19 protein-coding genes are annotated in these 18,133 nt (G+C 47.4%); 5 read left to right on the plus strand and 14 right to left on the minus strand.

Annotation, left to right across the window (positions count from 1 at the left end; translation table 11 throughout):
* The first annotated feature begins 4 nt into the window (after positions 1-4).
* Both FXV75_RS05540 and FXV75_RS05545 read left to right on the plus strand, forming a co-directional pair.
* Positions 5-556, plus strand: coding sequence for a DUF3455 domain-containing protein (locus FXV75_RS05540; protein ID WP_148831559.1), 552 nt, complete (start codon positions 5-7; stop codon positions 554-556).
* 272 nt (positions 557-828) lie between these two features.
* Entirely contained in the window at positions 829-1,191 is a 363-nt protein-coding gene (locus tag FXV75_RS05545) for a PAS domain-containing protein (protein WP_222863090.1), read from the plus strand.
* Between the two features lie 171 nt (positions 1,192-1,362).
* On the opposite strand, the gene FXV75_RS05550 is transcribed toward FXV75_RS05545, so the two are convergent.
* On the minus strand, positions 1,363-2,466 hold the full coding sequence (locus FXV75_RS05550) for a transposase (protein WP_222863066.1): 1,104 nt from the start codon (positions 2,464-2,466) through the stop codon (positions 1,363-1,365).
* A gap of 91 nt (positions 2,467-2,557) precedes the next feature.
* Between FXV75_RS05550 and FXV75_RS05555 the strand changes: the two genes are divergently transcribed.
* The 3 genes from FXV75_RS05555 to FXV75_RS16510 all read left to right on the plus strand — a co-directional run bounded on the left by FXV75_RS05555 (position 2,558) and on the right by FXV75_RS16510 (position 4,067).
* Positions 2,558-3,577, plus strand: a complete 1,020-nt coding sequence (locus FXV75_RS05555; protein ID WP_148831561.1) for a methyl-accepting chemotaxis protein — start codon at positions 2,558-2,560, stop codon at positions 3,575-3,577.
* A 97-nt stretch (positions 3,578-3,674) separates the two neighbouring features.
* Entirely contained in the window at positions 3,675-3,794 is a 120-nt protein-coding gene (locus FXV75_RS16505; RefSeq protein ID WP_262368471.1) for a hypothetical protein, read from the plus strand.
* A 141-nt stretch (positions 3,795-3,935) separates the two neighbouring features.
* Complete coding sequence (locus FXV75_RS16510) at positions 3,936-4,067, plus strand: hypothetical protein (protein ID WP_262368472.1); 132 nt, start codon at positions 3,936-3,938, stop codon at positions 4,065-4,067.
* 121 nt (positions 4,068-4,188) lie between these two features.
* Here the strand turns inward: FXV75_RS16510 and FXV75_RS05565 are convergent, their stop codons facing one another.
* The 13 genes from FXV75_RS05565 to FXV75_RS05625 all read right to left on the minus strand — a co-directional run bounded on the left by FXV75_RS05565 (position 4,189) and on the right by FXV75_RS05625 (position 18,116).
* The gene (locus FXV75_RS05565; RefSeq protein WP_148831562.1) at positions 4,189-4,662 is read right to left on the minus strand and encodes a PaaI family thioesterase; all 474 of its coding nucleotides are present in this window, start codon (positions 4,660-4,662) and stop codon (positions 4,189-4,191) included.
* A gap of 57 nt (positions 4,663-4,719) precedes the next feature.
* Positions 4,720-6,360, minus strand: coding sequence for an electron transfer flavoprotein-ubiquinone oxidoreductase (locus FXV75_RS05570; RefSeq protein WP_148831563.1), 1,641 nt, complete (start codon positions 6,358-6,360; stop codon positions 4,720-4,722).
* A 111-nt stretch (positions 6,361-6,471) separates the two neighbouring features.
* Positions 6,472-8,262, minus strand: a complete 1,791-nt coding sequence (locus FXV75_RS05575) for an acyl-CoA dehydrogenase (RefSeq protein WP_148831564.1) — start codon at positions 8,260-8,262, stop codon at positions 6,472-6,474.
* A gap of 66 nt (positions 8,263-8,328) precedes the next feature.
* Complete coding sequence (locus FXV75_RS05580; RefSeq protein WP_148831565.1) at positions 8,329-9,264, minus strand: electron transfer flavoprotein subunit alpha/FixB family protein; 936 nt, start codon at positions 9,262-9,264, stop codon at positions 8,329-8,331.
* The gene (locus tag FXV75_RS05585) at positions 9,265-10,053 is read right to left on the minus strand and encodes an electron transfer flavoprotein subunit beta/FixA family protein (protein WP_148831566.1); all 789 of its coding nucleotides are present in this window, start codon (positions 10,051-10,053) and stop codon (positions 9,265-9,267) included.
* Entirely contained in the window at positions 10,050-11,762 is a 1,713-nt protein-coding gene (locus FXV75_RS05590) for an acyl-CoA synthetase (RefSeq protein WP_148831567.1), read from the minus strand. The genes FXV75_RS05585 and FXV75_RS05590 overlap by 4 nt, the downstream gene beginning before the upstream one ends.
* A gap of 24 nt (positions 11,763-11,786) precedes the next feature.
* Entirely contained in the window at positions 11,787-12,590 is an 804-nt protein-coding gene (locus FXV75_RS05595) for an enoyl-CoA hydratase-related protein (RefSeq protein WP_222863091.1), read from the minus strand.
* Complete coding sequence (locus FXV75_RS05600; protein WP_148831569.1) at positions 12,580-13,428, minus strand: 3-hydroxyacyl-CoA dehydrogenase NAD-binding domain-containing protein; 849 nt, start codon at positions 13,426-13,428, stop codon at positions 12,580-12,582. Before FXV75_RS05600 ends, FXV75_RS05595 begins: the two co-directional genes overlap by 11 nt.
* 23 nt (positions 13,429-13,451) lie before the next feature.
* The gene (locus FXV75_RS05605; RefSeq protein WP_148831570.1) at positions 13,452-14,375 is read right to left on the minus strand and encodes a branched-chain amino acid ABC transporter permease; all 924 of its coding nucleotides are present in this window, start codon (positions 14,373-14,375) and stop codon (positions 13,452-13,454) included.
* An 11-nt stretch (positions 14,376-14,386) separates the two neighbouring features.
* Positions 14,387-15,274, minus strand: a complete 888-nt coding sequence (locus FXV75_RS05610) for a branched-chain amino acid ABC transporter permease (protein WP_148831571.1) — start codon at positions 15,272-15,274, stop codon at positions 14,387-14,389.
* Between the two features lie 81 nt (positions 15,275-15,355).
* A complete protein-coding gene (locus FXV75_RS05615) occupies positions 15,356-16,570 on the minus strand; it encodes an ABC transporter substrate-binding protein (RefSeq protein ID WP_148831572.1) in 1,215 nt (404 codons plus the stop codon).
* A 53-nt stretch (positions 16,571-16,623) separates the two neighbouring features.
* Positions 16,624-17,337 (minus strand): ABC transporter ATP-binding protein, encoded by a 714-nt coding sequence (locus FXV75_RS05620; RefSeq protein WP_148831573.1) that lies wholly within the window; start codon positions 17,335-17,337, stop codon positions 16,624-16,626.
* On the minus strand, positions 17,334-18,116 hold the full coding sequence (locus FXV75_RS05625; protein ID WP_148831574.1) for an ABC transporter ATP-binding protein: 783 nt from the start codon (positions 18,114-18,116) through the stop codon (positions 17,334-17,336). Before FXV75_RS05625 ends, FXV75_RS05620 begins: the two co-directional genes overlap by 4 nt.
* Positions 18,117-18,133 lie beyond the last annotated feature (17 nt).

Below are 18,133 nucleotides of genomic sequence, written 5' to 3' on the forward strand. Positions count from 1 at the left end.
AACAATGAGCAATAAAATGATGTTTAAAAGCCTTCAAATCGCTGCAGTATCGGCTTTAATGATCACGAGTGTGCAATCACACGCTTGGACGTTTTCTCAAGACAACCTTCCCGCGTCTGTACAAGTACCAGCGGGCAACAAGGTTGCTATGTTTACGTCAGCGGTAGGTAACATTACGTGGGAATGTAAAGCGGATTCAAAAAATATGGATCAAGCAAGCTGGGCGTTTGCAGGCCCACGTGCGATCTTGAGTGACAATAAGGGTAACCACCTTGTTTCATACTTTGGTCCACCAGCAACATGGGAATCGATAGACGGTTCTTCTATTACTGGCAAACAATTGGCGGTTTCTCCTTCTGAAAAAGGCAGTATCCCAATGCAATTGGTCAAAGCCAACACCTCATCGCGCCCTGGCGTGCTAGAAGGCGTGACTTACGTGCAGCGTATTAACCTTAAAGGTGGCGCAGCACCAGAAACAGGCTGCAACATGGACAAGATTGGCCATAAAGTGGTTGTTAACTACTCTGGCGAATACTTATTCTGGAAAGCTAAGTGATAATAGAAAAATCTATCATTAGTAATTGATCAATACCTATTTAGTATTATTCCTATAATGGAATGATAATTTACGATTCTAGCATCAGTGAACTTATTTTATAATATAAGTTTGCTGATGCTCTTTTGCGTTTTAAAAGTATTTAAACACTTTGAGAAGCAATAATAATTAAAAATTATACACAATAAAACTTAATGTAATTCTATAATCATTTAAATGTTGATTTTATAAATTATAATATTTTTTAATTGGTTTCAATGAGGTTCAATCTAATGTTATCTAGGTTTTTTACCGGAAATTCTGCTTCAATAGATGAGCTTTTAAAAAGTAAAGAAGAGTTGCTTAAATATAAGCAAATATTGATATCCCAGAAAAAGCATCTTTTCTATATTACCTTTGATACTAAAGGCAATATTTTAGACGCTAATAGCCATTTTCTTAACATTATGGGGTACCAGAAAGAGGATGTTATCGCATTGAATCATGCTATTTTTTGTGAAAAAAATTACGCACAGAGCGAAGAGTATCAAGTCTTTTGGAGGGACTTGAAAAACGGAAATTTTCAAAAAAACATTTTCAAACGTATCACTAAGAGAGCATCTTGCAAAACTAATAGCCAACCCATTTGTGGATAACTTATCGCCCTTTTAGAGGCTGTTTTTTTACTCAGTTAAGCATGTGTTTCTATGCATTTTCTATTTTGACTAGGTCGTCATCGCTTTTCTCTCTTTTTTGATCATAGCGGCTCGTTCTGTGACCACCCCAGAAGCACAATATCCTCGATACATGACTTATTTTTCTGCGATTTATTGCCGCAGTCGAAGCAGTTGATCGACACTCAGTACTAAAATGCCAAACATCAGGTGACTCATGACTTTTACCTCACCACGTACCCAGATGTGTCGACCTCCGAACTCATCCTTGAGTCGGCCATTGGCTCGTTCTGCGCCCGAACGTTCCCGATAACGCACCGTATCGGCGGGTTCAAATTCTTCTTTCTCGCCCCCTCTGGGGTTGTGATCTATCAGGGGCACATGCCCTAACTCTCTACTGTGCTCATGCAGGTCAATACTGCAGTAGGCGGCGTCCATCAGATCATAAAGGTTGGTCACCCTCGCCGCACTGATGTGAGACAGAGGGATGGCGGCACGGCTGTCATGCATGGAGGCTGAGGACAGCAAAGCGGAGATGGGGACGCCACAGTCTGCAATGTCTAGATGCAGTTTGTAGCCATTCCAGCTGTTTTTATAGCCTTGAGCATTGCATTTTGTGCCACGACGGCAATCAACCGGGATCTCATTAAGCATCTCTTCTAGGCATTGGGTACGTTGCCGTGCCACATTGAATTTGATCGGGCGGTTTTCATCTTTGTCCTTGCGGGGCCGCCCTTTAAGCTTAGGTTTATCCGTGTCCACTTTGTCGATCTTTTGTGGACGTTCTCTCACCTTAATCGCCGTCCCGTCTCGGCTGATATGCCCAATGAGACGATCTCCAAAGTGCATTTTGATCAGCACCTCGTGGGCACGTTCGGCCAACTTATCTTTGGCAAACGTCTCGAACGCACGAGAAAAAGTCGAGGCTGAGGGCAGTTTCTTATGAAGCGGAAATCCACAGATTCGCTGTAATGCTTTGTCCATGTTTAGGCGTTCTATTAGATGCACCGTGGTGGTAAGCCCAAGCACTACCTTGGCAACAAACGCGTTGGCTAACCAAGCGAGTTCATGGGGAGGACGCCCCGTCCGATACGAAAAGCGTGTCACAAACTCTTCGATGCGAGACCATTCCAAGATATGAATCAGTTTTTCAAGTTTTGGGGTCAACAAGCCTATTTCTTGGTGTAAAGCAGGAATCAATTGGCCTTGAACGATTTGCCAGCGTTGCATTATTTGTTGGGGCGTCGTAGCATTCATAGAGTGGGTATGTCGATGTTGTGTGAGAACGCTATCGTCGCCGGAAACGGCAGCCCACGTCTTCTCTTTTTTCGTTATTCCACGAATAGATATGGCTTATATCGACAGTTTTGCAATTACCTCTAAGAGTAAGAAAGTTGTTTGGCTAGATTCTATCTACTTTCCTGTTGAAGATGAAAATGGAGCAGTTATTGAAATTGTAAAAGTAGCAAGTGATATAACGTCAACCATCGAAGAATCTCAGGATAAGCAAGCACTCATCGATTCATTGGAAAAATATATGGCTGTTATTAGTTTTGATAATAAAGGTCATGTCTTGGCGGCAAATGATAATTTTAATAAAGCAATGCAATATGAATTAGATGAAATTATTGGTCAGCACCATAAGAAATTTTGTTTTGATGATTTTTACAAAGAAAATCCAGATTTTTGGCTAAGGCTTTCAAGTGGGGAAAGCTTTCAGAGCCGCTACTCACGGAAAACAAAAACAGGTGAAGAAGTTTGGCTAGATGCGACATACAGTCCTGTTTTTAACGCTCAGGGCGAGGTTTACAAAGTAGTCAAGTTCGCTATGAATGTGACTGAACAAGTTCAGACGTTCAATAAAGCGAAAGAAATAACAGAGAAAACCTCCAAAGAAACGTCTGAAATCACCCATAAAACGTTGTCTGCTTTGGATGAGGTGTTAAAGACATCAAAAGCGGCTCTTCATGGGATTGCACAAGCCAGTAAAATAACGGTGGATTTAAACGCACAAGCAGAAAAAGTCTCTTCAATTGTAAAAGCGATTCAAGGTGTGGCGGATCAAACCAACTTACTGGCACTAAATGCGGCGATAGAAGCGGCAAGAGCGGGGGACGTTGGCCGAGGCTTTGCTGTTGTTGCTGACGAAGTTCGATCTTTGTCACAGCAAACCGCCAGTCAATCAAAAGAAATCCACTCAGTAGTGAGCAAAAATTCTGCGCTAATTGAAGACCTGAAGTGTTCAATGGAAAGCTCTAGTCAGCTCGCTCTTTCTAGTACGATCAAGGCTGAGGATATCCTCTCGTACATAGAAGACATTAATCGAAGTGTTAACGATCTTGTGAGATCAATAAATGATTTGAAGTAGACTTTACACAGTAGAGCTCTGCTAGGATGCGCATACTAACCGCTGATTAGTATGCGTTTTTAAAGCCATTCCCGTACGATGATTACGAGCCGGGTTTGTGGGTGAATTAGGTTACGAAATACACATGCCGACCTTATTTTGTGGCGTCTTGTGGGATCTGTTAATGAAAGCCGGTGTGGAATTTAACATGAAGCCGTTTGGGGTAGAAACACGGTAATTCTGGTAGGTTTTAAATTACGCATACAAAGTGCACGTCCAAAAGAAGGTTGTATTGTGTTGGCGTGGAATCAAGAGGATTGCATGATGACGGGCAACGTCATCTCGTTGGAATATTCCAACACAGTAGGTGTAAACATCGGTGGCGAGAATCAGCGCCATAGTGACAAAACAAACACAAAACGACAGCGACTATATTCTGCTATTTGCAGACATCGCCAGCGTACAATATTTGTGGGAAGCCTTAACCGACGCCACGGTAGGGTTTGCTTAAGCGAGCGATCTTCACCAGCGTGTAAGCACAAAAAGGTATTTTATGGTTGCCATTAAACAAGGGATTTTGTTTAGTGGTTTTTTATTTTGGGAGGCTCTTTTTTTATCGCTAAGATTGTTCGCTACTCAGGCTTTAATGCCACAGCAACCATGGTCGCTGTGGCGCAAGGCTCGCCGTTGGCGCTCAGACTTAGTGCTACGGTGGCCTTTCTGCCCTCCAACTGAGTGATTTCTCCGCAAAGCGTCAATGCCTCTTTAATCGGCGTAGGGCGCAGAAAGTCGATTGATAACGAAGCCGTAACAAAGCGAAGAATAGGCGCGGTGCCCATCTTTCGTCCTTCTTTTAAATAGGCCGCTGCAGCCGCTGATGCCGTGCCGTGACAATCTAAAAGCGATGCAATCAGTCCGCCATAAGCCTTATCGGGAACACCTCCAGTGTGATAGGGCTTGGGGGTGAAATGCGCGATAGTATGTGTTTTATCTTCGTCATCTAGCCAATAACTTTTTAGCTGCAAGCCGTGAGGATTATCACGACCACAGCCATAGCAATGGCTGAACTCGGCCGGATAGAAATCTTGAAAAGCCTGTTTAGACATGATGTTGTCCCTGTCTTTAGTGTTATAAAAATACCGTTAAGAAAAAGGCAGTGAAACCTACATATTGGGATAGTTCGGTCCACCACCACCTTCTGGCACTCTCCATTGAATATTTTGCCCATAGTCCTTGATGTCGCAGGTTTTGCAATGAATGCAATTTTGCGCGTTGATCTGCAGCTGTGTTTGATTGTCTTTCTCGATCAGTTCATACACACCGGCTGGGCAAAATCGCTGGGCGGGCTCTTGGTGCAACGGAATGTTGACTCGATAGGGCTGGTCTTTATCATGCAAATGCAGGTGGCAGGGCTGGTCTTCTTCGTGATTGGTATTAGATAAATACACGGAAGACGATTTATCAAAACTCAGCACACCATCCGGTTTTGGATAAACGATTTTTGTGCACTCGGTCGTGGGTTTGATTTGTAAATGGTCAACTTTTTTATCGTGGAGTTGAAGAGGTAAACGCCCCTTAAAAACGTTTTGTTCTAACGTGTTGAACGCACCGCCCCAAAATGGCCCTAACTTATGCAACGCAGGACCGAAGTTTTTTGATTGGAACAACTCGCTGTACAGCCAACTATCACGAAAGAGTGATTCGAAGCCTGTCGCCTCAGTGTGTTGATGTGTTAAGGCACTAACAACGGCCTCAGCCGCGAGCATGCCGGATTTCATGGCGGTGTGCGTGCCCTTGATGCGGGAAAAGTTCAGCGTGCCGGCATCGCAGCCAATCAAGAGGCCACCGGGAAAGGTCATTTTAGGCAAGGCGTTAAAACCGCCTTTGGCAATGGCACGCGCGCCATAAGAAACACGTTTGCCGCCATCCAAATATTGGGCTAAAGCAGGGTGATGTTTGAGCTGCTGACATTCGTCAAATGGACTGACCCAAGGGTTGCTGTAATTGAGATCGACAATCAGGCCGACCGCAACCTGATGGTTGTCCGCATGATAAAGAAAGAAGCCACCGCTTGTGTCATCTTGAAGTGGCCACCCAGCGCCGTGTATTACTAAGCCTGGTTGGTGTTTAGCGGGGTCAATATCCCACAACTCTTTAATGCCAATGGCGTAATGCTGGGGGTCTTTGCCTTTGTCTAAGGCGTATTTTTCAATCAAGGTTTTGCCTAAATGACCACGGCAGCCTTCGGCAAAAAGCGTAAATTTAGCTTCTAATATCATGCCAGGCATATAACCAGATTTGGGTTCGTTTTGTGCGCTAAGCCCCATATCGGCGGTGACAATTCCTCTCACGCTGCCATCGTCGTGGTAGACCACGTCGGCGGCTGGAAAACCTGGAAAAATTTCCACACCCAAGCCCTCTGCCTGATCGGCCAACCAGCGACATAGATTACCTAAGCTGGCAATATAATTGCCTGTGTTGTGCATGGTTTTCGGGGCTAACCACGTTGGAATCGTCCAATGTTGGGTTGGATTGCGTAGCCACAGTATCTGATCTTCCATGGCAGGTACGGTCAAGGGGGCGTGGCGCTCGGGCCAATCCGGAAACAACTCGTTGAGCGCCTTAGGATCAATCACCGCCCCCGATACGATATGAGCGCCTACTTCAGAGCCTTTTTCAACCACGCAAACGCTGATCTCTATTTGCTCTGCTTGTGCTAACTGTTTTAGACGACAAGCCGCAGACAATCCCGCGGCGCCAGCGCCTACAATGACCACATCAAATGACATGACGTCGCGTTCCATGTTGCCTCTCCTTTTCGAGTCTTAATTTTTAGCGTCTTAGTTTTTAAAATATGAGTTTTTAAAATATGAGTTTTTAAAATATGAGTTGTTAGAATGTTAGTTTTTAAAATGTTAAAGCTGATCAAGATCAAGTGAAAAGGTACTGCTTAAACCGCTTAGTATGGTGTCACCATGCTGATGAACACGCGGTAAATAGTATTCTGCGTAAAAATGCGCCGTGCCTTGTTTCCCTGTTAAGAACTCGTTGCTGTATTGTGTGTTTTCATTATGGGCTGCGTTGTGAGTCCGTAATTGCGCAGCGCGTAAGGCACTTTTTGCCATTAACCAACCGCCACACAAATAGCCCATCATCATTAGATAATCGACACTGACAGCCGCCGCCATTTGGCGATCTGATTGGCCTTGATCAAGCAACCAGTTTTTTACTGTGGTGGCTTTTTGTAATGCTAGCGTGAGTCGTGGTGTAATGTGTTGAAGCGTTTTATCCGTGCTTGCGGATAATTCCGTAAGGGTGCTGTCTACCTCGTTAAGCAGCTGAGTCAAGGCGTTTGCTTCATCGCTGAGGGTTTTTCGACCAACTAGATCCAGTGCCTGAATGCCTGTGGTGCCTTCATAAATGGTTAAAATACGAGCGTCACGAAAATGTTGCGCTGCCCCTGCTTCCTCAACAAAGCCCATACCACCGTGAATTTGAATGTTCAGCGACGTGAGTTCTTGGGACAGTTCGGTCATCCAGCCTTTTACGATAGGCGTGTAGAATTCAATGCGCTGTTTAGCGTCTGAGTCGCCGTGGTGATGTTTATCTATGTCGGCTGCGGCGCAAAGCGATAAAGCACGCATGGCTTCGCAACCGGATTTCATGGCCATTAACATACGGCGTACATCAGGGTATTCAATGATCGCGATTTTCTGGCCGTTTTTGTTCGTGCCTTGGGTGCGGTCTTTGGCAAATTGAAGGGCCTGTTGATAGGCTCGCTCAGAAATAGACAAACCTTGTAGGCCGACAGATTGTCGAGCATGGTTCATCATGGTGAACATGTAGTTCAAGCCTTTATTGGGTTCACCGATCAAATAGCCTATGGCGCCGCCATTATCGCCAAAACTCATGGTACAGGTTGGACTGGCGTGAATACCCAGTTTATGCTCAAGAGAGATACAGCGAGCATCATTGAGCTCAGTTGGTTCTCCGTCCTCAGACAATACATACTTTGGCACCACAAACAATGAAATGCCTTTTACGCCCGCGGGTGCATCTGGCAGCCGAGCTAATACCAAATGCACGATGTTGCTGGTCATCTGGTGATCGCCCCAAGTGATGTAGATTTTTTGGCCACGAATACGGTAATAATCGCCTTCTGGTGTGGCTTTACACGCCACGGCAGCCAGATCAGAACCTGCGTTAGGTTCTGTCAGGTTCATGGTGCCAGTCCATTCCCCTGAGATGAGTTTGTGAAGATAACGCGCTTGCAGCTCTGGGCTACCGTGTGCGATTAAGGCTTCCACCGCGCCTTGGCTCAACATAGGGCAAAGCGCAAACGCCATGTTGGCCGAGTGCCAAAGTTCATTGACCGCGGTGCCCAGTACATTCGGTAGGCCTTGGCCGCCAAATTCAGTGGGTCCCGTTAACATGGCCCAGCCATTATCAACATATTGCTGGTAAGCGTCTTTGTAGCCAGGGCTTTGCTGAACGCCTTGATCGGTCAACACAGCGCCGTGTTTATCGCCTTCGGCATTGAGAGGTGCCAGTACATCGGTAGCCAATTTACCGGCCTCTTGCACGATAACGTCTGCCAATTCGAGAGACACATCCTCTAATGCATACTGTGCGGCAAGCTTGTCCAGCTCCACCAGTTGATCAAGGACAAAAATAGTATCTTGCTGGGGTGCAATGTAAACACTCATAAATCACCTTAAAAATAAGTAAACGGTTGTTGTTCGGTAAACATGCTGCGTAAAAACAGTGAGCGCCTACAAACGTGCTGTCATCGCGGGGAGCGTTTCAAATAAGTCAGCCACAAGGCCGTAATCAGCGACAGAAAAAATAGGGGCCTCTGGGTCGTTATTAATTGCCACAATGACCTTAGAGTCTTTCATTCCGGCAAGATGTTGAATGGCACCAGAAATGCCAATGGCAATGTAAAGGGAGGGCGCCACTACTTTGCCGGTTTGACCGACTTGCAAATCGTTGGCGATGTAGCCTGCATCGACCGCCGCTCTTGAAGCACCGACCGCGGCACCCAGCTTGTCTGCTAAGTCATAAATGAGGGAGAAATTGGCGTCAGAGCCGACAGCACGACCACCAGACACAATGATCTCGGCGCTGTTTAATTCGGGGCGGCTGGATTCACTCAGTGTTTGCTCAACGAAGCGCACAGACGTGTCAGGTAACTCGATGGACAGCGCTTGAATGTGAGCAGGCGACGCGGCGGTTTCATGGCTCGGAGCAGAAAACGCACTGGTGCGAATCGTGACGACTTGGCAAGCCGCGTTATTTTGTACGGTGGCAATGGCATTACCCGCGTAAATAGGGCGTTTGTATTGGTTAGCGCTGATAATGTCGATCACATCAGACACCGCATTTACACCACACAGCGCAGCGATTCGAGGAGCGAGGTCTTTGCCAAATGACGAAGACGCCAATAAAATATGGCTGTATTGTGAGCGTAAATTGGCAATGACAGGCGCGAGTATTTCGCTAAACGGCATGGCGAGTGCTTCATGATCCCAGCTTAATACACGATCAATACCGGCAATGGTCGCCGTGTCTTGGCTCAATTGTGCCATGTCGTGACCCGCAATAAACACGTCGATCGGTTGCCCAAGCTGTTGCGCTGCTCCTAGTGTTACCAAGGTGTCGGCTTTTAAGGCGTGGTGGTTATGTTCCGCAATAATCAATGTTTTCATCTAGGCTTCCTTATCGTGCTTGGGCATCTGTACGTTAGGGTCGTTGCGCAATGTCGACATCAACTCATCCACGGAGCTCAATATGACGCCGGCTTGGCGCTGGGTTGGGCTGTCTACTGAGATAAGCTCAATGTCGGTGGTCAGTTCGATAGCGAGGTCGGCTAAGGTTTTCACTGCCAAGGGTTTGCGTTTGGCTTGCATGATTTTAGGCAGAGCCGCAAAGCGAGGTTCATTGAGGCGTAAGTCTGTTGTGATCACCGCGGGTAAAGACATTTCGACGGTGAGTAAGCCGCCGTCCACTTCCCGTGTGACGATCGCTTTGTTATGTTCAATGTGAACGCGAGATGCGCAGGTCGCTTGTGGGCAGTCGAGCAAGGCCGCGAGCATTTGTCCGGTTTGGTTATTGTCGGCATCGATGGATTGCTTGCCTAATAGGAAGATGTCGGCGTTCTCTTCTTGCTGGATTTTTTGCAATATTTTGGCGACATCCAATGGGCTGACTGGTGTATCGCATTCCACCTGTAAGCCTCGGTCAGCGCCTAAAGCTAGGGCGCTGCGAATTTGTTCTTGGCAACTTTTGGGGCCAATCGACACGACGACAATTTCGCCTACGAGGCCAGCTTCTTTTAAACGTACCGCTTCTTCCACCGCGATTTCACAAAAGGGGTTCATCGACATTTTGGTGTTGCTTAAATCCACATCGCTGCGATCGGCTTTGACGCGCACTTTCACGTTGTAATCGATAACGCGTTTTACCGCGACAATGGCTTTTAAGGGATGATGTGTCATGTATGTTTCTCCAATGAAGCGTGTGCCGAAGGCAAGGCATTCGCCTGATCTCTGAGTAAAAACTTTTGTACTTTGCCGGTTGAGGTTTTAGGTAAGGGGCCAAAAACCACGTATCTTGGTGCTTTAAAATGCGCCATATGTTCACGGCAGAACTGAATAATGTCGTGTTCACTGACGGTGTTTGCGCTGTTCTTTAAGGTGCTGTCTTTTAAAGCTCTGTCTTTTAAAGTGATAAAAGCACAGGGTGTTTCGCCCCATTTTTCGTCTAACTTGGCGACAACGGCGGCTTCTTGCACCATAGGGTGACGATAAAGCGTGTCTTCTATTTCGATGCTGGAGATGTTTTCGCCCCCCGAGATAATGATGTCTTTCGAGCGGTCTTTGATTTCGATGTAGCCATCGCTGTGCCAAACGGCCAAATCCCCTGAATGAAACCAACCGCCCGCAAAGGCTTTGTCTGTAGTGGCTGGATTGTTTAAGTAGCCTTTCATGACTAAATTGCCGCGCATGAAAATTTCCCCCAAGGTTTTCCCATCTTGTGGGACCGGCTCTAAACTGTCTGGATCGGCCACCATTAGGCCTTCCAGCATGGGCGCTTTGATGCCTTGTCGAGCTTTTAAGCGGGCTTTTTCTTCGGCGCTATGATCGTCCCACTCGTCTTTCCAAGCACAATACACGCAAGGGCCATAGGTTTCGGTCAAACCGTACACATGAGTAATATTAAAGCCGATGGCCTCCATAGCCTGAATAACCGCCGCTGGTGGCGCTGCACCGGCGGTCATCACGTTCACAGAGTGTTCTATGCCAGATTTGACGCTGTCATCGGCGGCGTTGAGCATGTTGAGAATGATAGGGGCGGCACACAAATAGCCGACTTTTTCTTGTTTGATGATGTTGAACACGTCATCGGCTTTGGCGTGGCGTAAGCTGACACTCACGCCCGCCATGGCGGCAATCGCCCAAGGGAAACACCAGCCATTGCAGTGAAACATGGGCAATATCCACAAATACACTGGGTGCTGAGTCATGCCCCACGACATGGCGTTGCTGATGGCGTTTAAATACGCGCCGCGGTGATGATACACCACGCCTTTTGGGTCCCCTGTGGTGCCCGATGTGTAATTCAGCGTAATAGAATCCCATTCGTCTTCAAGTGCTGGGCAATCAAAAAATTCGTCGCCTTGCGCAAGAAAAGCTTCGTAGTCTGTGGTGCCAATCAGCTCACCTCCTCGCCATTGGCTGTCATCAATATCGATGACTAAAGGTGGGTGGGACATGAGCGTTAAGGCGTCTTTTAATAGGGCGCCGAATTCACGATCCACAAAAACGATTTTGCTGTTGGCGTGTTGCAAAATAAACGCAATGGTCGGGGCATCGAGACGAGTATTGATGGAATTTAAAATGGCGCCAGCCATGGGCACGCCAAAATGTGTTTCAAAATGCTCTGAAATATTAGGCGCAATAACCGATACCGTGTCGCCCTTTTTAATGCCCTCGCGTTGTAATGCGCTAGCAAGCTGGCGGCAGCGTTGATAGGTTTCATGCCAGGTGCGCTTGATCGGGCCATTAATGGTGGCAATACGGTCAGGGTAAATACTGGCGGTGCGCTCTAAAAAAGAGATCGGTGTTAAGGCCGTGTAATTTGCGGTGTTTTTATCCAAATGACCATTTATGCTCAATTGGGTATCGAGGGCGGTATTATTATTCATATTGTTGACCTCATAATAATGTTGTTATAGATGTGAAAAACGAGCAGTACGACGTTCAATAAAAGCCGTCATTCCCTCGGTTTGATCTTGTGTGGTAAAGCAAAGCGCAAAGCGTTCGGTTTCAAGCTGGCAACCGTCTTGCAGTGACATGTTTACACCTTGATGGATCAGTTGCTTGGCAAAGCGCACAGCATGCGGCGCATTTTTGGCAATGTTTTCTGCTTGCGCTAGGCCGCCTTTCAACAGCTCAGCTGGGCTGAATACCTGACTGCAAACCGTCAGTTTGAGCGCCTCTTGAGCTGAAATGCGGTCGCCCGTAAGAATCCATTGCATGGCGTTCCCTTTGCCAATGCTTCGTGCCAAACGCTGTGTACCGCCAAACCCCGGTGTGATACCCAGAGACACTTCAGGTTGACCAAATACGGCGTTTTCACTGGCCAAAATATAATCGCAGCTCAGTGCTAATTCGCATCCGCCTCCCAGACAAAAACCATTCACCAAGGCAATCACTGGGGCAGCACAAGCCTCTATTTGGTGCATCAAAGCCATGCCCAAATGCGAAAATTCTCGCGCTTCTAGGGCCGTCATAGATTGCATTGCAGCGACATCGGCACCGGCTACAAAAGCTTTATCGCCGCTACCGGTGAGCAGGATGACTTTTGTGGTTGGCAACGAATCCAACCAGTAAAATGCTTGGCTCAAAGAGGCCAACAGTGCTTTGTTTAAGGCGTTTAAGGCGGTTGGGCGATCAATGGTAATCAGCCAAACGTCGTCTTGCGGTTGCGTTAGCAAAAGATGGTCAAAGGTCGGTGTCATGCTAGTGTCCATAATGATAAAACCCTTGGCCGACTTTTTTACCCAATCGCCCAGCGTCCACCATTTGGCGCAATAAGGGCGCGGCACGGTATTTGCTATCGCCGAATTGGGTGTGCAAAACGTCCATGATACTTAGGCAGGTGTCCAAGCCGATTAGATCGGCAAGAGCTAATGGACCAATAGGGTGAGCCGCGCCCAGTACCATAATCTGATCGATCTGTTCGGCTGTGGCACAGCCTTCTTCGAGTACAAATACCGCCTCATTAATCATGGGCAACAGAATGCGATTCAATACAAAACCAGCGCGATCCTTGACTGGAATCGCGATTTTGTCGGCTTTTTTTGCCACCTGCATGATCGCGTTGCGTGTCGATTCAGCGGTTTGCAGACCTTCAATCACTTCAACCAGTTGCATTAATGGCACGGGGTTCATAAAGTGCATGCCAATCATGCGTTCTGGGCTTGGTATGCTGGCAGCCAAGCGAGTAATCGATAACGACGAGGTGTTACTGGCGAACAGTGTGGTCGTTGGACAAATCGAGGCCAATTCTTGAAAAATGGCGATTTTCACCTTTTCTGATTCTGTCGCCGCTTCAATCACCAAATCTGCTTTGGCAAGTGATGTCAGCTCTGTTGAGCATTGAATCGCTTCAATATAGTCATTGCCTTCTTCGAGGACGCCTTTGCTGGTTAATTTATCCATACTGTGACGGATGCGTATTACCGCGTTATCCAACGCGTTGGCAGAAGAATCGATCAACTGAACCTGATAACCGGCGCAGGCCATCACTTGCGCGATGCCTTGTCCCATTTGTCCGGCGCCAATCACGCCAATAATTTGAATGCTCATGGAGTGTAGTCCTTAGCCAAAGCTTAAAAGTTGTTACGACGAAATTTATTAAATTGACCGACAATGCCGCTGCGAAAACTCAATACACAGATGACAAATACCGCGCCCATAATGATGTGCAAGTAGTTGCCGAGCTCGCCGCCACTTAAGTAATTTTGCATACTCACCACAACCCCTGCGCCGATCAATGGCCCTACGATGGTGCCAACGCCGCCAACCAGCGTCATCAAAATCACTTCCCCTGACATGTGCCAATGCACATCGGTCAAAGACGCCAACTCGAAGACGAGAGTTTTGGTGGAACCCGCTAACGCCGACAGTGCCGCAGAGATAATAAACGCAATCCATTTGTACTGATTCACGTCGTAACCGAGTGACGTAGCACGACTTTCGTTTTCGCGGATGGCTTTCATAATTTGCCCAAAAGGCGAGTGCACCGTGCGGTGAATCAACCAGAAACCGGCTAAGAAAATAGCTAATACAAAGTAGTACATGGTTTGATTATCGGCTAAATCAATGAGGCCAAACACTTTGCCGCGCGGCACCCCTTGTAAGCCGTCTTCACCCCCTGTAAAGGGCGCTTGTAGGTATAAGAAGAAGACTAATTGCGCCAAGGCTAAGGTCACCATGGCAAAATAAATGCCTTCACGTTTTACCGCCAATTTACCAAAAATCGCCCCCAGCAAGCCGCCAGCGATTGTGCCCGCGATGATGGCAATTTCTGGTGTTAAACCGCTGTTGATCATTAACCAACCAGTGACGTAACCGCCCGTACCAAGAAAAACCGCGTGCCCAAAAGACAGCAAACCGGCAAACCCCAATAGCAAGTTAAACGCACAGGCAAAAAGGGCAAAACATAATACTTTGGCCAGAAAAACCGGATAAATGACCAGAGGTGCGGCAAGAGCCAAGCCCAACAAAACTAAAATAGCCAAACGAGATCGCATAAACAGTGCTCCTAAGCGTTTTTACCAAATAGACCAGAGGGTTTGATCATCAGTACAATCACCATGACGAGAAAAATCACCGTCGCCGACGCTTCTGGGTAAAAGTACTTGGTTAAGCCTTCTACCACGCCCATTCCCAGCCCAGTTAAAATGGCGCCGCCCATCGACCCCATTCCACCAATCACCACAATGGCAAACACGATAATTAAAATATTTGAGCCCATATCGGGAGAAACGGAATACACCGGGGCCGCCATAACGCCTGCGAAACCCGCTAAACCCACACCAAAGCCAAAGGTGAGCGTGACGATCAGTGGCACGTTAATACCAAAGGCCTGAAGTAATTGAGGGTTTTCCGTGCCAGCACGTAAGTACACTCCGAGCTTGGTTTTTTCGATCATCCACCAAGTGGAAAAACACACCAAAACGGAGACCACAATGATCCAAGCGCGATAATTAGGCAGATACATAAACGGTAAACGCATCCCGCCTTTTAATGCCTCGGGCACTGGATAAGACTGACCCGAAGAACCAAACCAGTGGGTGAACAAGCCCTGTATCATTAATGCCAAACCAAAGGTCAGCAGTAAGCTGTATAAATGGTCTTCATTGGCAATAGGGCGAATTAAAAAACGTTGGATTAAAATCCCCATTAGGCCGACAACAAGGGGCACTACTAAAAGTGCGACCCAGTAGTTCATTCCCATGTACTTAAAGCCCAACAAGGCGACAAAAGCCCCTAGCATGTACATGGCGCCTTGGGCGAAGTTGATGATGCGTAACAGGCCAAAAATAATGGCTAAGCCGAGGCTGAGCAGAGCGTAAAAAGAGCCGTTGATCAGTCCGATTAATAACTGACCAAACAATGCAAAAAAATTGATTCCGAGAAAGGTTGCCATAAGGTGTCAACTGCCTTGAATGTGAACATAGTGTTTAAACATTAGGAAAGCCGAAACCGGCTTTCCTCACTACTGCCAAGATCAGAACGCGCAACTTGGCAACATCGGGTTGTAGGCTTTGTTGCCCGGAATCACCTCAACAATGTTGTAGATGTCGTTTTTACTTTTGCGATCGGCGGCTTTCTTGATTTCGACCAATAACATGTCGTGCTCCATACGACCGTCGGCACGTAAGGTTGCATTTCGTGCGAAGAAGTCATCTGGTTTGGTGAGTTTCATTTGCTTCATGACGGCATCAGAATCATCCGATCCCACGGCGGCAACCGCTTTAAGGTAATGCATGGTGGCTGAATAGGCGCCTGCGTGCGCCATGGAAGGAATCGCCCCGTGTAACGCTTCAAAGCGTTTGCTCCAAGCGCGTGTTTGATCATCCATATCCCAGTAGAACCCAGTCGTTAAGCGCATGCCTTTTGCTGTATCTGGGTCCATGGCTTGCGCATTGGGTGTGAACACCAATAAGCCGGCAATGTCCATGTAATCTGTCAGGCCAAATTCTGCTGCCGCGTTTAATGCGTTCACGGTATCGTTACCAGCATTGGCTAAGGCTACGACGTCCGCGCCAGACGCTTGGGCCTGCAGTACGTAAGAAGAAAAGTCTGTCGTGCCTAATGGCGCTCTCACTGTCCCCAAGGTTTCACCGCCATTTTCCTCAATGACTTTCATAGAAACGCCTTCCAGTGCGTGGCCAAAGGCGTAATCCGCGGTAATAAAGAACCATTTCTTTTTGCCTGCATTCACCATTTGTTTCACTGTGCCGTTGGCTAAGGCCACGACGTTGTAGGTCCAGTGAGCGATGTAAGGTGAGCAGGCGCTGGTAGTAAAGGCGTTGGACGCTGAACCAGTAATCAAGGTGATGTTTTTACTGCTGTTGGTGACCTGAGTTACTGCGCCTGTCACAGCGGATGACACGAGTCCACCAATTACATCAACGCCTTCATTTTCGACCCATTTACGTGCTACGGAAGACGCAATGTCGGGTTTAAGTTGCGAATCAGCCGAGACTAATTCGATATCGTGCCCAAGCACCTTACCGCCGAAATCGTCAATTGCCATGCGTGTTGCGGTAACGCAGCCTGGACCGCATAAGTCGGCGTAGGTCCCACCCATATCCGCTAATACGCCGATTTTTACTTTGCCGTCAGTGGTGGCTGAGGCCGTACTGGCGATGGTGGCTGCAACCGTTGCAACGACGATGCTGGTGATAAGAGCAGATAGGTTTTTCTTTTTAAATATCATGTTGTGACTCCAAGCTGTGGTTATTTTTATTGTGCTTCTGGTGTTATCTGGGATTACACCCCGAGATAGGTATTAAGTAGATCGCTTTTTGTGCTCAGTTCGCTGGCCAAAATCTCTTCCACAATGTGGCCGTGTTCCATGATGTAATGACGATCAGCAATGGGGGCAGCAAAGCGGAAGTTTTGCTCGACCAACAAAATGGTCAGTCCGCGATTTTTGAGGAGCATGAGGACTTCAGCGAGTTTTTGTACAATGACCGGTGCTAAGCCTTCGGTGATTTCATCTAATAAAAGAATGTTTGCACCGCTGCGTAAAATGCGAGCGAGAGCAAGCATTTGTTGTTCACCACCCGAGAGGCGGGTGCCTTGGCTGGTGCGGCGCTCATAAAGGTTAGGGAAAAGCTCGTATATCTCCTCTAGGCTCATGGCATCGGAGCGAACTTGTGGTGGCAGTAAGAGATTTTCTTCAACACTTAAACTGGCAAAAATACCGCGCTCTTCAGGACAAAATCCTAGCCCAAGATGCGCAATTTTATGAGCCGGCATGGTCATGGTGTTTTCGCCGTTGACGACAATTTCACCACTGCGTTTGCCCACCATATTCATGATGGCTTTTAGAGTAGTGGATCGGCCAGAGCCATTACGACCCAGTAAAGTCACAAGCTCACCTTGCATCACAGAAATATCGATGCCATGCAGAATGTGCGACTCGTCGTAAAAAGCATGCAAATTAGTAATACGCAGTTTTTCACGTGAATTGTGGCTCATGCGGACACCTCCTGATCGACGGTCTCGGTGCCCATGTAAGCCTCTCGAACTTGGGGATTGGCGGACACAGTGGCATAGTCACCTTCGGTTAAAATCGCTCCGCGCTGCAACACAGTAATTTTGTCGGCTAATTTGGATACCACGTGTAAATTGTGCTCCACCATTAAGATAGTGCGGTTTTTAGAGACCTTTTTGATCAAGTCAGCGACCAGGTCAATGTCTTCATGCCCCATGCCTTGAGTGGGTTCATCGAGCAGCATGAGCTCTGGCTCAAGGGCCAATGTGGTTGCTATTTCCAGTGCGCGCTTGCGGCCATACGATAAATCCGTGGTTTTGCTGTAGGCAAAGCTTTCTAGGCCAACCGAAGCGAGCAGCTCAATCGCTTTGACATTTAGCTTGTTGAGCACTTTTTCAGAGGTCCAAAAATGTAGGCTGTTTTTTTCTTTGCGCTGCAGGGCAATACGTACATTTTCCAGTACAGACAAATTAGGGAAAACCGCGGAAATTTGAAAAGAACGAATCACGCCCAAGCGCGCAATAGCGGCAGGATCGAGTGCCGTGATGTCTTGATTATTAAACAGAATCTTTCCTGATGAAGGCGGAAGAAACTTTGTAAGTAGGTTGAATACCGTGGTTTTGCCTGCGCCGTTTGGCCCGATTAAGGCGTGAATATCACCACGAGTAATATTGAGATTCACATCATCGACCGCCGTGAAGCCTTTGAAGCCTTTGCTCAGATGGTGTGTCGATAGGATAAAATCCGCTTCTGTTTTAGACATCGTATTTACTCTATGCA

The organism is Marinomonas sp. IMCC 4694, from assembly GCF_008122525.1.
Classification (GTDB): Bacteria; Pseudomonadota; Gammaproteobacteria; order Pseudomonadales; family Marinomonadaceae; genus Marinomonas.

What these genes read in the sequence shown, in the direction of transcription:
- FXV75_RS05540 (WP_148831559.1), top strand. Translation starts at nt 5, where the DNA reads ATGAGCAATAAAATGATGTTTAAAAGCCTTCAAATCGCTGCAGTATCG.
- FXV75_RS05595 (WP_222863091.1), bottom strand. Translation starts at nt 12,590, where the DNA reads ATGGACACTAGCATGACACCGACCTTTGACCATCTTTTGCTAACGCAA.
- FXV75_RS05555 (WP_148831561.1), top strand. Translation starts at nt 2,558, where the DNA reads ATGGCTTATATCGACAGTTTTGCAATTACCTCTAAGAGTAAGAAAGTT.
- FXV75_RS05575 (WP_148831564.1), bottom strand. Translation starts at nt 8,262, where the DNA reads ATGAGTGTTTACATTGCACCCCAGCAAGATACTATTTTTGTCCTTGAT.
- FXV75_RS05620 (WP_148831573.1), bottom strand. Translation starts at nt 17,337, where the DNA reads ATGAGCCACAATTCACGTGAAAAACTGCGTATTACTAATTTGCATGCT.
- FXV75_RS05625 (WP_148831574.1), bottom strand. Translation starts at nt 18,116, where the DNA reads ATGTCTAAAACAGAAGCGGATTTTATCCTATCGACACACCATCTGAGC.
- FXV75_RS05545 (WP_222863090.1), top strand. Translation starts at nt 829, where the DNA reads ATGTTATCTAGGTTTTTTACCGGAAATTCTGCTTCAATAGATGAGCTT.
- FXV75_RS05565 (WP_148831562.1), bottom strand. Translation starts at nt 4,662, where the DNA reads ATGTCTAAACAGGCTTTTCAAGATTTCTATCCGGCCGAGTTCAGCCAT.
- FXV75_RS05615 (WP_148831572.1), bottom strand. Translation starts at nt 16,570, where the DNA reads ATGATATTTAAAAAGAAAAACCTATCTGCTCTTATCACCAGCATCGTC.
- FXV75_RS05550 (WP_222863066.1), bottom strand. Translation starts at nt 2,466, where the DNA reads ATGAATGCTACGACGCCCCAACAAATAATGCAACGCTGGCAAATCGTT.
- FXV75_RS05590 (WP_148831567.1), bottom strand. Translation starts at nt 11,762, where the DNA reads ATGAATAATAATACCGCCCTCGATACCCAATTGAGCATAAATGGTCAT.
- FXV75_RS05605 (WP_148831570.1), bottom strand. Translation starts at nt 14,375, where the DNA reads ATGCGATCTCGTTTGGCTATTTTAGTTTTGTTGGGCTTGGCTCTTGCC.
- FXV75_RS05585 (WP_148831566.1), bottom strand. Translation starts at nt 10,053, where the DNA reads ATGACACATCATCCCTTAAAAGCCATTGTCGCGGTAAAACGCGTTATC.
- FXV75_RS05570 (WP_148831563.1), bottom strand. Translation starts at nt 6,360, where the DNA reads ATGGAACGCGACGTCATGTCATTTGATGTGGTCATTGTAGGCGCTGGC.
- FXV75_RS05600 (WP_148831569.1), bottom strand. Translation starts at nt 13,428, where the DNA reads ATGAGCATTCAAATTATTGGCGTGATTGGCGCCGGACAAATGGGACAA.
- FXV75_RS05580 (WP_148831565.1), bottom strand. Translation starts at nt 9,264, where the DNA reads ATGAAAACATTGATTATTGCGGAACATAACCACCACGCCTTAAAAGCC.
- FXV75_RS05610 (WP_148831571.1), bottom strand. Translation starts at nt 15,274, where the DNA reads ATGGCAACCTTTCTCGGAATCAATTTTTTTGCATTGTTTGGTCAGTTA.